General features: G+C 57.9%; 11 protein-coding genes and 1 pseudogene. 10 read left to right on the top strand and 2 right to left on the bottom strand.

The features are described from left to right. Positions 1–15 precede the first annotated feature (15 nt). The gene (locus PanJK_RS17570) at positions 16–1356 is read right to left on the bottom strand and encodes an aspartate aminotransferase family protein (protein WP_265301550.1); all 1341 of its coding nucleotides are present in this window, start codon (positions 1354–1356) and stop codon (positions 16–18) included. A 174-nt stretch (positions 1357–1530) separates the two neighbouring features. Between PanJK_RS17570 and PanJK_RS17565 the strand changes: the two genes are divergently transcribed. Further along, the gene (locus PanJK_RS17565; protein WP_265301547.1) at positions 1531–2307 is read left to right on the top strand and encodes a DeoR/GlpR family DNA-binding transcription regulator; all 777 of its coding nucleotides are present in this window, start codon (positions 1531–1533) and stop codon (positions 2305–2307) included. Here PanJK_RS17565 and fdhD read toward each other — a convergent pair. Continuing rightward, positions 2304–3086 carry a formate dehydrogenase accessory sulfurtransferase FdhD gene (fdhD, locus tag PanJK_RS17560; protein ID WP_414858950.1) on the bottom strand — a complete coding sequence of 261 codons (783 nt, stop codon included), beginning with the start codon at positions 3084–3086 and terminating at the stop codon, positions 2304–2306. The two genes, PanJK_RS17565 and fdhD, sit on opposite strands and share 4 nt — an antisense overlap. A gap of 179 nt (positions 3087–3265) precedes the next feature. Between fdhD and fdnG the strand changes: the two genes are divergently transcribed. The 9 genes and pseudogenes from fdnG to PanJK_RS17515 form a co-directional block, all read left to right on the top strand. After that, on the top strand, positions 3266–6313 hold the full coding sequence (fdnG, locus tag PanJK_RS17555) for a formate dehydrogenase-N subunit alpha (RefSeq protein WP_265301543.1): 3048 nt from the start codon (positions 3266–3268) through the stop codon (positions 6311–6313). Between the two features lie 11 nt (positions 6314–6324). After that, the gene (gene fdxH / locus PanJK_RS17550) at positions 6325–7224 is read left to right on the top strand and encodes a formate dehydrogenase subunit beta (protein WP_154156908.1); all 900 of its coding nucleotides are present in this window, start codon (positions 6325–6327) and stop codon (positions 7222–7224) included. Next, the gene (gene fdoI / locus PanJK_RS17545; RefSeq protein WP_008104688.1) at positions 7224–7865 is read left to right on the top strand and encodes a formate dehydrogenase cytochrome b556 subunit; all 642 of its coding nucleotides are present in this window, start codon (positions 7224–7226) and stop codon (positions 7863–7865) included. The genes fdxH and fdoI overlap by 1 nt, the downstream gene beginning before the upstream one ends. Then, a complete protein-coding gene (gene fdhE / locus PanJK_RS17540; RefSeq protein WP_008104689.1) occupies positions 7865–8791 on the top strand; it encodes a formate dehydrogenase accessory protein FdhE in 927 nt (308 codons plus the stop codon). Before fdoI ends, fdhE begins: the two co-directional genes overlap by 1 nt. Before the next feature lie 104 nt (positions 8792–8895). Beyond that, a complete protein-coding gene (locus tag PanJK_RS17535) occupies positions 8896–9507 on the top strand; it encodes a glutathione S-transferase (RefSeq protein WP_265301539.1) in 612 nt (203 codons plus the stop codon). Between the two features lie 8 nt (positions 9508–9515). Beyond that, positions 9516–10895: an L-seryl-tRNA(Sec) selenium transferase gene (gene selA / locus PanJK_RS17530; protein WP_265301537.1), complete on the top strand. Its 1380-nt coding sequence runs from the start codon at positions 9516–9518 to the stop codon at positions 10893–10895. Next, positions 10892–12745, top strand: a complete 1854-nt coding sequence (gene selB, locus PanJK_RS17525) for a selenocysteine-specific translation elongation factor (RefSeq protein WP_265301535.1) — start codon at positions 10892–10894, stop codon at positions 12743–12745. Before selA ends, selB begins: the two co-directional genes overlap by 4 nt. A 111-nt stretch (positions 12746–12856) precedes the next feature. Further along, complete coding sequence (locus PanJK_RS17520; RefSeq protein ID WP_265301746.1) at positions 12857–13129, top strand: type II toxin-antitoxin system ParD family antitoxin; 273 nt, start codon at positions 12857–12859, stop codon at positions 13127–13129. A gap of 100 nt (positions 13130–13229) precedes the next feature. After that, a pseudogene (locus PanJK_RS17515) lies at positions 13230–13397 on the top strand (type II toxin-antitoxin system RelE/ParE family toxin); the annotation flags it as partial. Positions 13398–13405: the final 8 nt, after the last annotated feature.

Raw genomic sequence — 13405 nt, 5'->3', positions numbered from 1 at the left:
TCCACAGCGACGGTTTTACCGCCCCAACTCACTCAACGACTTATCCAGCGCGCCCACCAGCCAGTCGATATCCGCTTCCTGGAACGCCAACGGCGGACGCAGTTTCAGCACGTTGCCGTACGGCCCCGCCACTGACGTCAGCACGCGGTGTTCGCGCAGTTTTTCGATCAAATCCAGCGCCAGCGTTTTGTCCGGCGCTTTGCTGGCGCGGTCCTGCACCAGTTCGAAACCAATAAACAGACCTGCACCGCGCACATCGCCAATCGAATCATGGCGATCCATCAGTTTCTGCAATTCACCTAGTAGTTTTGCGCCCACCACGCGGCTGTGCTCCTGCAAGCCCTCTTCCTTAGTCACCGTCAACACCGCTTGCGCGGCGGCCATCGCCACCGGATTACCGCCAAAGGTGTTGAAGTAAGGAATTTCATCGCTGAACGCGGCAAGCACATCGCTTTTCGCCAGCAAACCTGAAACCGGAATGCCGTTGCCCATTGGCTTGCCGGTGGTAATCACATCGGGCACCACGCCGTGACGCGCAAAGCCCCAGAACGCATCGCCGGTACGACCAAAGCCCGGCTGCACTTCATCGGCGATGAAAATCCCGCCGTTGGCATGCACCACATCGACCGCTTTTTGCAGGAAGCCGCGCGGGTTCGGCAATACGCCATCGGAAGAGAAGATGGAGTCAGCGAGGAAGCCGGCAAACTTAATGCCGTGCGCTTTCATATCGTCGATCTGCTTTTGGATTTCATTGGCAAACCACTCGCCGAGATCCGGCGCATTCACGCGATAAGCAGCCGGCGGTGAAACCAGACGCGTGGTTGCCGCCAGCGGCTGTCCGCTGCCGAGCGCGGGTGACACACCGGACGTAAGATCGCTGGTGCCGTGATACGCCTCCTGCGACACAATAATGCCGGTGCCGCCGCTGAAAGCACGCGCCACGCGGATCGCCAAATCGTTGGCTTCCGAACCGGTACACATATACATGGCGCGATCGATGGCATCCGGCGTGGTCGCCAGCAGCTCTTCGGTGTAATCGAGAATACGTTCGTGCAGATAGCGCGTGTGGGTATTCAGCATCTTCATCTGCTGATTCACCGCCTCAATCACCGCCGGATGGCAGTGACCAATGCTCGCCACGTTGTTGTACACATCAAGATATTTATCACCGGCGGCATCCCACACATACTGCCCTTCGCCGCGCACCAAGTGCACCGGCTTGCGGTAAAACAGGCGATACGACTCGCCCAACACTTTGCTGCGCTTGTCGGTGAGCTTGCGGGTTGCCGCATCCAGCCCGTCGGCGTGCTCAGCACGAAAACTGTTGGTATCCATGATGGTAGAACGTGTAGCCATGGTAACTCCCGTTGCGAAGGTGAAAGGGGTGCATGCGAAATCGCCGTTTGCCAATATCATGCCTGCTTTGACGACAAATGCAACCAAATACACAAATACAACCAAATACACATGACGGCATCATGACACTCAGGTAAGCTTAGGCCCAGGTTGAACACGCCACAGGGAAAAGTCATGCTGCAGGAAACCCGCTTACACCGCATTCGCGCGCTGCTGACCACGCAACATCAGCTCAGCACCGAACGCATCATCAACGAGCTTGGCATTTCGCGCGAAACCGCGCGGCGCGACATCATTGAACTGGAAGCGCAGGGATTGGCGCGGCGTGTACATGGTGGTTTGGTTGCCGTCGATAGCCAGCCGGAACCGCCACTACAGGTGCGCCGCAACGCGCAGGCGAAAGAGAAACGCGCGATTGCGGTTGCTGCCGCGCAGCATCTTCAGCCCGGCCAAACGCTGTTCCTCGATGCCGGCACCACCACCACCATGCTGGCCGAACAGCTGCGCAGCATGTCGGGTTTAACCATCATCACCAACAGTTTGCAGGCCGTGCTGGCGCTGAGCGCGGCGGAGGAGCATGAGACGTTGAATAATCAGGTGATTTTGCTTGGCGGCATGATGATGGCGGGCGCGCAGCAAACGCGCGGGGAGATGACCATCGGCGAAATTTATCGTTATCGCGCCGATGTGGCGCTGCTTTCGCCGGTCGGTATCGATGCTAAAAACGGTGCCAGCAGCTTTCATCCCCACGAAGCGGCGATTGCCCGCGCCATGGTGCAGCAGGCGAATCGCACCATTTTACTGGCGGATCACAGCAAACTCGGCGTGATCAGCCGCACCGTTTATGCGCCGATTGCGGAAGTCGATCTGCTGATTTGCGACAGCGGCGCAGCAAAACCTGGCGCGCTGGCAGCGCTGCAACAGGCGTTGCCGCAGGTACAGGTGGTTTAACGCAGACGCTGCGGGTGGCTGTAAACCGTGGCGCGGCCCGGCTTACTGAAGCCAACCAGCGTGAGATTACAGCGTTCGGCCACCTCAACGGCAAGCTGGGTCGCCGCCGAAACCGCGAACAGAATTTCCACGCCGCACATGGCGGATTTCTGCACCATCTCATAGCTGGCGCGGCTGGAAACCAGCAACGCGCCCTGCTGCCACGGCTGCTGGCTGCGATTCCCCAGCAGTTTATCCAGCGCCACATGGCGACCGACATCTTCATAGCCGCCCTGCAATTCGCCTTGCGGTGACATCCACGCCGCCGCGTGCGTGCAGCCGGTAAGATTGCCGATCGGCTGGTAATCGCGCAGCTGCGCCAGGCCTGTATCAAGGTTAGCTAAATCAAAGGTTTGGCTGAATGGCAGCGGCTGTAGCGGCTTACCAATTTGATCAAGTTGCTCGACGCCACATACGCCGCAGCCGGTGCGTCCGGCCATCGCACGACGCTGCTCTTTCAGCGCCATAAAGCGGCGGCTGGAGAGCTCAATCTGCACTTCAACACCGTTACAGCCCGGCACCACATCGATGCCGAAGATTTCATCCGGGCGCGCAATAATGCCTTCCGAGAGCGAGAAACCTAACGCAAAAGCTTCCAAATCATTGGGTGTCGCCATCATCACAACGTGTGAAATGCCGTTGTAGACCAGCGCCACCGGCACTTCCTCGGCCAGCCAGTCAGTTTCCGCGAGGCTGATATCACGCCGCTGATGCACCTGCGCCTGCACCGCGCCTGAGATCTTATTCACATTAATATGACTTTCCTGCTCATTCTCTGTCACTTTTTTCGCCTCATACAACAACCTTACTAAAGTAGTGGTATTATTAGGTCGCTATTGCCGCAATATTCGTCGGGTTATTGTGACGCCCGATCCACTGCACTGCAAAAGTACAATCAATCATGTTGAAAGGATAATCCATGAACGTCAGCCGAAGAAAATTCTTCAAGGTGTGTGCTGGCGGTATGGCAGGGACAACGGCAGCGCTGCTCGGCTTTGCGCCAGAGGTAGCGCTGGCGGAAACGCGGCAGTACAAACTGCTGCGCGCGCGCGAAACCCGTAACACCTGCACTTACTGCTCAGTCGGCTGTGGCTTGTTAATGTACAGCCTCGGTGACGGCGCGAAAAACGCCAAAGAGACCATTTTCCACATCGAAGGGGATCCGGATCATCCGGTGAGCCGTGGCGCATTGTGCCCGAAAGGCGCAGGTCTGCTCGACTTCATCCACAGTGAAAGTCGCCTGCAATACCCGGAATACCGCGCGCCAGGCTCCGATAAATGGCAGCGCATTAGCTGGGACGATGCCTTTGATCGCATCGCGAAGCTGATGAAAGCCGACCGCGACGCTAACTTCGTGGCGCAGAACGCCGCTGGCGTGACGGTAAACCGTTGGCTCTCCACCGGCATGTTGTGTGCTTCGGCATCCAGCAACGAAACCGGTTACTTAACCCAGAAATTTACCCGATCGCTCGGCATGTTAGCGGTCGACAACCAGGCACGCGTTTGACACGGACCAACGGTAGCAAGTCTTGCTCCAACATTTGGTCGCGGTGCGATGACCAATCACTGGGTCGACATCCGTAATGCCAATCTGATCGTTGTGATGGGCGGGAACGCCGCGGAAGCGCATCCCGTGGGATTCCGCTGGGCGATGGAAGCCAAAATTCACAACAAAGCCAAAATCATTGTTATCGATCCGCGCTTCACACGAACCGCATCGGTAGCCGATTTCTATACGCCGATCCGCTCGGGCACCGACATCACTTTCCTGTCGGGCGTACTGCTGTGGCTGCTGCAAAACGAAAAAATCCAGCGCGAATATGTCGAGGCGTACACCAACGCCAGCCTGATTGTGCGTGAGGATTATCATTTTGAAGATGGCCTGTTCAGCGGCTACGACGAAGCGAATCGCAAGTACGACAAAACCAGCTGGAACTACGAGTTAGGCGATGACGGCTTTGCTAAACGCGACACCACGCTGACGCACCCGCGCTGCGTGTGGAACCTGCTGAAGCAACACGTTAGCCGCTACACGCCGGAAATTGTTGAACGCATCTGCGGCACGCCAAAAGCTGACTTCCTGCATGTCTGCGAACTGCTGGGCGAAACCAGCGCGCGCGATCGCACCACCTCGTTCCTGTATGCGCTCGGCTGGACGCAGCACTCGGTAGGTGCGCAGAACATCCGCACCATGGCGATGATTCAGCTGCTGCTCGGCAACATGGGCATGATTGGCGGCGGCATCAATGCGCTACGCGGCCACTCGAATATTCAGGGTCTGACCGATCTCGGTCTGCTGTCGCAAAGTTTGCCGGGTTACATGACCTTGCCGTCGGAGAAACAGACCGATCTGCAGAGTTATCTTGCAGCCAACACGCCAAAAGCGCTGCTGCCGGGCCAGGTGAACTACTGGAGCAACTACCCGAAATTCTTTGTCAGCCAAATGAAAGCCTTCTTCGGCGACAAAGCCCAGAAAGAAAACAACTGGGGCTTCGACTGGTTGCCGAAGTGGGATAAAGGCTACGACGTGCTGCAGTACTTCGAGATGATGTCGCAAGGCAAGGTCAACGGCTATCTGTGCCAGGGCTTTAATCCGGTGGCGTCGTTCCCGAACAAGCGCAAAGTGATTGATTCACTGTCGAAGCTGAAGTTCCTGGTCACCATCGACCCGCTCAACACCGAAACCGCTACCTTCTGGGAGAATCACGACGAGTTTAACGATGTTGATCCGTCAAAAATTCAGACCGAAGTGTTCCGTTTGCCCTCCACCTGCTTCGCTGAAGAGAACGGTTCGATCGTCAACTCGGGCCGCTGGCTGCAGTGGCACTGGAAAGGTCAGGATGCACCGGGTGAAGCGCTGAATGATGGCGAAATCCTTTCCGGCATCTATTCACGCCTGCGCAAAATGTACGCCAGTGAAGGCGGCGCGCTGCCTGAGCAAGTGCTGAACATGAGCTGGAACTACCTGACGCCAGAAAATCCAGCGCCGGAAGAAGTGGCGATGGAGAACAACGGTAAAGCGCTGGCCGATGTGTACGATGACAAAGGCACGTTGTTGGTGAAAAAAGGCCAACAGCTCAGCACCTTTGCCCATCTGAAAGATGACGGCAGCACCAGCAGCGGTTGCTGGATTTTCGCCGGCAGCTGGACGCCGGACGGTAACCAAATGGCGCGCCGCGACAACACCGATCCCACCGGTTTGGGCAACACGTTGAACTGGAGTTGGGCATGGCCGCTGAATCGCCGCATTCTCTACAACCGCGCCTCGGCTGACCCGCAAGGCAATCCGTGGGATCCGAAACGCCAAATCCTGAAATGGGATGGCGCGAAATGGGGCGGCATGGATGTGCCGGATTACAGCGCCGCCGCACCAGGCAGCGATGTTGGGCCGTTCATCATGCAGCCGGAAGGCATGGGCCGCCTGTTTGCGCTCGACAAAATGGCTGAAGGTCCGTTCCCGGAACACTACGAGCCGTTTGAAACGCCGATTGGTACTAACCCGCTGCATCCGAACGTGGTATCCAACCCGGCGGCGCGCGTGTTCAAGGACGATTTGGCATCGATGGGCCAGGCGGAGCAGTTCCCGTATGTCGGCACCACTTATCGCCTCACCGAGCATTTTCATTACTGGACCAAACACGCGCGGCTCAATGCCATCGCGCAGCCGGAACAGTTTATCGAAATCGGCGAGAAGCTGGCCAACAAGCTCGGCATCGCGCAGGGCGATACGGTGAAAGTGAGCTCCAATCGCGGCTACATCAAAGCCAAAGCGGTGGTCACCAAGCGCATCCGTCCACTCAACGTCGACGGCAAAATCGTCGATACCATCGGCATTCCGATTCACTGGGGTTATCAGGGCGTGGCGAAAAAAGGCTTTATCGCCAACACCCTGACGCCGTTTGTCGGTGATGCCAACACGCAGACGCCAGAATTTAAGGCGTTCCTGGTCAACGTCGAGAAGGTGTAAGGAGAACGAATATGGCTTATCAATCTCAAGACATTATCCGCCGCTCCGCCACCAATGGACTCACGCCTGCCCCGCAGGCGCGTAACCATCAGCAGGAAGTGGCGAAACTGATCGACGTGACCACCTGCATCGGCTGCAAAGCCTGCCAGGTGGCGTGTTCGGAGTGGAACGATATCCGCGATGAAGTGGGACATAACGTGGGGGTGTACGACAATCCCGCCGATTTGACCGCCAAATCCTGGACGGTGATGCGCTTCTCAGAAGTGGAGGAGAACGGCAAGTTAGAGTGGCTGATCCGCAAGGATGGCTGCATGCACTGCGCCGATCCCGGCTGCCTGAAGGCGTGTCCGTCTGAAGGCGCGATTATTCAGTACGCCAACGGCATTGTCGATTTTCAGTCAGAACAGTGCATTGGCTGCGGCTACTGCATCGCTGGCTGTCCGTTCGATGTGCCGCGTATGAATAAAGAGGACAACCGCGTGTATAAATGCACGCTGTGCGTCGATCGTGTCAATGTTGGTCAGGAACCGGCGTGCGTGAAAACCTGCCCAACCGGCGCGATTCACTTCGGCAGCAAAAGCGATATGCAGGCGCTGGCGGGTGAACGCGTGGCCGAGCTGAATACGCGCGGCTATGCCAACGCGGGCTTGTACGATCCAGAAGGCGTCGGCGGCACGCACGTGATGTACGTGCTGCACCACGCCGACAAACCGCAGCTCTATCACGGTTTGCCAGCTAACCCGAGCATCAGCCCGGCGGTGACTTTCTGGAAAGGGATCTGGAAACCGCTGGCAGCGATTGGTTTTGCCGCCACCTTTGCCGCCTCAGTGTTCCACTACGTTGGCGTAGGGCCGAACCGCGTGGAAGAGGATGAGGACGAGAACCTGCACGAAAAAGAGGAGCGCGAATAATGAAAAAACGCGATCGTCTGGTGCGCTACAGCGCACCGGAACGCATCAATCACTGGATTGTGGCGTTCTGTTTTGTGCTCGCCGCGCTAAGCGGACTGGGTTTCTTTTTCCCGTCGTTTAACTGGCTGATGCACGTGCTCGGCACGCCGCAGTTGGCGCGTATCCTGCATCCCTTTATTGGCACGGTGATGTTTGCCGCCTTTATCATCATGTTCTTACGCTATTGGAAACATAATCTGATCAATCGCGAAGACCTGGTGTGGGCGAAAAACATCCACAAAATCGTGCAAAACGAAGAGGTCGGCGATACCGGCAAATACAACTTCGGGCAGAAGTGTGTGTTCTGGGCTGCTATCATCAGCTTAGTCTTGCTGCTGGTGAGCGGAATTGTTATCTGGCGCCCGTACTTTGCCGGTGCCTTTACTATTCCGCTGATTCGCATCGCGCTAGTGGTGCATTCGGTCTCAGCTGTGGCGCTGATCATGGTGATTATGGTGCACATTTACGCCGCGTTGTGGGTAAAAGGCACCATTACCGCCATGGTTGAGGGCTGGGTTCCGGCCGCGTGGGCGAAGAAACATCACCCACGCTGGTATCGCGAGCAGCGCCAACGCCAAACACAACAGGAAAAACGTCCCTGATGAGTATTCGCATCATCCCGCAGGACCAGCTGGAGAAAGGTGCAAAACTGACGGCGGAGCAAGTTCCGCCGTTACTTTTCCCCCGGCTGAAAAATCTGTATAGCCGCCGTGCGGCACGTTTGCGCGACCTGGCCGCGAAGAATCCGCTGGGTGATTACCTGCGCTTTGCTGCGGTGATCGCCGAGGCGCAGGAGATCGTGCTGTACGACCATCCGCTGCAAATCGATTTGCAGCAGCGGCTGACACAGAGCGCCGAGCAGGGCAAGCCGCCGCTCGATATCCACACCTACCCGCGCGATGCGCACTGGCAACGTCTGCTGCATTCGCTGATCGCCGAGCTGAAGCCGGAGATGAGCGGCCAGGCGCTGGCGGTGCTGGAGAATCTGGAAAAAGCCTCCACTACCGAGCTGGAAAATCTGGCGCATGCGCTGCTGGAAGGCGATTTCGCGCAGGTGAGCAGCGATAAATCGCCGTTCATCTGGGCGGCGTTGTCGATTTACTGGGCGCAGATGGCGGCATTAATTCCCGGTAAAGCGCGCGCCGAATACGGTGAGCATCGCCAGTTCTGTCCGGTGTGCGCCAGCGTGCCGGTCACCAGCGTGGTGCACATGAGCGTGGGACAGCAAGGTCTGCGCTATCTGCACTGCAATCTGTGTGAAAGCGAATGGTATGTGGTGCGCAGCAAGTGCTCCAACTGCGAGCAAACCGGCGATCTGCATTACTGGTCGCTGGACAGCGAAAAAGCGGCGGTGAAAGCAGAGAGCTGCGGCGACTGCGGAACCTACCTGAAGATGTTGTATCAGGAAAAAGATCCGGCGGTGGAACCGGTGGCCGATGACCTCGCTTCGCTGGTGCTGGATGCCCGCATGGAGCAGGAAGGATTCGCACGCAGCAGCCTGAATCCGTTTATGTTCCCCGGCGACTAAGGATTCGCCCCGACGAAAATTCGCAACAACCTCGTAGGGTCGCCATTCATGGCGACCTTCTCAATGAACGCACAAATCCACGCAGCTCAACACGGAGGCGAACGATGAAACTGATTGGCAGCTACACCAGCCCTTTTGTACGCAAAATATCCGTCATTCTGTTGGAAAAAGGCCTGGTTTTCGAATTCGTTAATCACTCTCCGTGGACCGATGACAGCGATGTCCCGCAGTATAATCCGCTGGGCAAAGTGCCGGCGCTGATTGATGACCATCAGCTCACCTGGTTCGACTCCTCAATCATCGCGCAGGTGATTGAACTGCGCGGCGATGCGCCTGCGCTGTTGCCTGATGATGCGCTGCACGCGCTGCAAATTCGTCAGCTGGAAAAACTCGCCGACGGCATCAACGACGCTGCGGTGATGATCGTGCGCGAGCAAATGCGACCCGGCGATCAGCAATCCGAAGAGGTTCTGCTGCGCAATCGCGACAAAATTCAGCGCGGCCTTGATGCGCTGGAAACCGCCGCCGCACAGGGCGAATGGCTCAATAGCGGCACGCTGAATCTGGCCGATATCGCCACCGGCTGCATGATTGGTTACCTGAATTTCCGCCGCGTGCTGCCTAACTGGTGCGTGAATCGCCCGGCGCTGGTGAAGCTGGCCGAAAACCTATTTGCGCGCGAAAGCTTTGCCCGCACCGTTCCGCCCACTCTCTAAGTCACCTGATGAAAAACCTGTACAGCCAATTACCTGCTATCGACAGCCTGCTGCGCGATCCGGCGCTGCAGCCGCTGCTGGCGCATCACGGTACCGCCTTTGCCACGCGCCAGCTGCGCAGCATGCAGCAGGAAGCGCGCGAGCACATTCAGCAGCATCAAACCTTGCCGGAATGGCACGTGAACTGGCCCGATGAAGCGCTGCGCCGCAGCCAGCAGCAGCAGCAAAGTGCGCTGCGTCCGGTGTTCAATCTCACCGGTACCGTGCTGCACACCAATCTCGGCCGCGCGCAGCTGAGCGATCGCGCCATCGATGCGGTGGTTAACAGCCTGCGTCAGCCGGTCACGCTGGAATATGCGCTGGATGATGCGGCGCGCGGCCATCGCGATCGCACCGTCAGCGCGCTGCTGTGCGAATTAACCGGCGCAGAAGCGGCCTGTATCGTCAACAACAACGCTGCCGCCGTGTTACTGATGCTGGCGGCTTTAGCACCGGGACGCGAAGTGATTGTCTCGCGCGGCGAGCTGGTGGAAATTGGCGGTGCCTTTCGCATCCCCGACGTGATGCGCCAGGCGGGCTGCAAGCTGGTTGAAGTCGGCACCACCAACCGCACGCATCTGAAAGATTATCGTGCCGCGATCGCGGAAAACAGCGGCTTGCTGATGAAGGTGCACACCAGCAATTATCAGATTCAGGGCTTTACCCATGCGGTAACAGAAGCGGAATTGGTTGAGCTGGGTGACGCTTATCAACTGCCGGTGATCACCGATCTTGGCAGCGGTTCGCTGGTCGATATGACCGAATTTGGTCTGCCCGCCGAACCGATGCCGCAGCAGCTGATCGCCGCGGGCGTCAGTCTGGTGAGCTTCTCCGGCGACAAACTGCTCGGCGGTCCGCAGGCCGGCATTATCGTCGGCAAGCAGGCGCTGATTGATCAACTGCAGTCGCATCCGCTGAAACGCGCGCTGCGCGTCGATAAAATGACGCTCGCAGCGCTGGAAGCCACCTTGCAACTTTATCGCCAGCCAGACACGCTGCGCGAAGCCCTGCCGACGCTGCGGCTGCTGACGCGTTCCTCGCACGATATTCTGCAGCAGGCCGAACGATTGATGCCCGCATTAGAAAAGACTTTTAGCAATGATTTTTCGTTGGCGATCGCGCCCTGTTCTTCGCAAATCGGCAGCGGATCGCTACCGGTTGAGCGTATTGCCAGTTTCGCCATCACCTTCACGCCACGCGATGGTCGCGGCAGCCAGCTTGCCAGTTTGTCACAGCGCTGGCGCAGCTTAGCGCGCCCGGTAATTGGCCGCATTCAGGAAGGCAAACTGTGGTTGGATTTACGCTGCCTTGATGATGAAAGCGCGCTGATTCAGGCCATATCGCCATGATTATTGCCACCGCTGGACACGTCGATCACGGTAAAACCGCGCTGCTACAGGCATTAACCGGCGTGGATGCCGATCGCCTGCCCGAAGAGAAACGGCGCGGTATGACCATCGATCTCGGCTACGCCTATTGGCCGCAGCCGGACGGACGCGTACTCGGCTTTATTGATGTGCCGGGCCACGAGAAATTTCTCGCCAATATGCTGGCGGGCATTGGCGGCATTCATCACGCGCTGCTGGTGGTGGCCTGCGACGATGGCGTGATGCCGCAAACCCGCGAACATCTGCAGCTGCTGAGCCTGGCCGGACAGCCACCGCTTAGCGTGGCGCTGACCAAAGCCGATCGCGTGGATGAGGCGCGCATCGCGTCAGTCCAGCTACAGGTGGCGCAGCTCACGCAGCAACTCGGCTGGCCGGCAGTGCCGCAATTTGTCACCAGCAGCCACACGCAGCAAGGCATCGACGCGCTGCGCCAGCATCTCAGCACGCTGGCGGAACCGGCGTTCGACCCGCGTTACCGTTTTCGTCTCGCCATCGATCGCGCCTTCACGCTGAAAGGTACTGGATTGGTGGTCACCGGCACCGCGCTGACGGGTGAAGTGAACGTCGGTGATACCCTTTGGCTCAGCAGCCTGAATCTGCCGCTGCGCGTGCGTGCCCTGCATGCGCAGAACCAATCGGTGACGCACGCGCAGGCCGGTGAGCGTATTGCATTAAATATCGTTGGCGATGTGGAAAAAGCGCAGATCGCGCGCGGCGATTGGCTGCTGTCACAGGCCAAAGCGGAAGGCACCACGCGCTTAACCGTGGCGCTGCGCTTGCTGCAGCCGCTGAAAAGTGCATCGCCGCCGATTCATATCCACCACGCCGCCAGCCACGTCACCGGACGCATCACGCTGCTGGCGGATGATGTGGCGGAAATAGTCCTGAACGAGCCGCTGTGGCTGGCGGAGAACGATCGGCTGATTCTTCGCGACAGCAACGCACAGCACACGCTGGGCGGCGCGCGCGTGCTGCTGCTTAACAGTAAAAAGCGTGGCAAACGTCAGGCGGAGTATCTCGTCTGGCTGCAGCAGCTGGCCGCCGCACAAGATGATGACGCCAGCCTGCAGGCGCATCTGGCGTATCAACCGACAGAATTACGCGATCTGGCATGGGCGCGTCAGCTTACCGAACCCGCGCTGGATGCACTGATTGAGAACACAGCGCCGGTGCAGCTCGGTAACGCGCTAATGAGTGCTGCGCAGGCGGCACTTTGGCAGCAAAAGCTGCTGGAATCGCTGGCACATTTTCATCAGCAGCATCCCGAAGTGCCGGGGATCGGTCACGACCGTTTGCGTCGCGTGGCCATGCCGCATCAGCCTGCCGAATGGGTGCTAGCGCTGATTGATCAGCTGCTGGCGCAAGGCCAGCTGCAACAGCGGCAAGGCTGGCTGCATCTGCCCGATTTCGAACCGCGCTTCAACCCGCAGGAAGAAGCACTTTGGCAGCAGGTCGGCCCGCTGTTTGGCGACCAGCCGCTGTGGGTGCGCGATATCGCGCTGGCGCTGCAGCAGGATGAACAGGCGATTCGATCGCTGCTGCTCACTGCCGCACGGCTCGGACACATCACCGCGATCGTACGCGATCGCTACTATCGCAGCGACCAGATCCAGATCTTCGCCGATCTGATTCGGAGCCGCGCCGCGCAAGAGGGCAGCACCAGCGCCGCCGACTTCCGCAACCAGCTGGGCACCGGGCGCAAAGTGGCGATACAGATTCTGGAATTCTTTGACCGCAGCGGCTTCACCCGCCGCCGTGGCAACGATCATCTGCTGCGCGACGCACGCCTGTTTCCCACCTCATCTGCATAAAATCTCTCGCGTTGCCTCGCAGTTCAGCTTGTAACTGCGCTGCAACGCACATTCCCAGTTGTGCAAAAAAGTGCCAGAATGTAAGAAATACTCTTACATTGGATGGCAATGATGGCACGTACCATGACGATCGATTTAGGCGATGAACTGCGCGAGTTTGTTGAATCTCTGGTTGAGTCTGGCGACTACCGTACGCAAAGCGAAGTGGTGCGCGACTCGCTGCGCTTGCTGCGGGAGAAGCAGGCGGAATCAAAGCTGGAAAAACTCAGAGAGTTGGTCAGAGAGGGCTTTGAAAGCGGCCCGGGAAAAGAGTGGAATCATGAAGATTTTCTAAGACGAGCAAAAGCCAGGATAGGCACTTATGAAAAGGACCATCACGATTAAACCGGAAGCTGATGCAGATCTGATGAAGATCTGGATTTATGGCTACTGGAATTATGGAGAGCAGTTAGCTGATGACTAAAGCGCCAGATTCACTCAGCTCTTCGACAAACTCGCCATGTTTGATTTAGGCCGCAAACGACCGGATTTAGGTAAGCAGATTTATTCGCTGCCTTTAGGCAAGCATATTGTAATCTATCGCGCTGAAGTGGATGAAATCTTCATCGGGCGTATCTTGCACCACTCGCAGGACGTTAGCGCCGAGTGTTGAAAACAAAA

The sequence above is a fragment of the Pantoea sp. JK genome, assembly GCF_026130245.1.
Taxonomy (GTDB): domain Bacteria; phylum Pseudomonadota; class Gammaproteobacteria; order Enterobacterales; family Enterobacteriaceae; genus Pantoea; species Pantoea trifolii.
The sequence above is the reverse complement of the archived record's forward strand: the minus strand, read 5'-3'. Positions and strand labels throughout refer to the sequence as shown.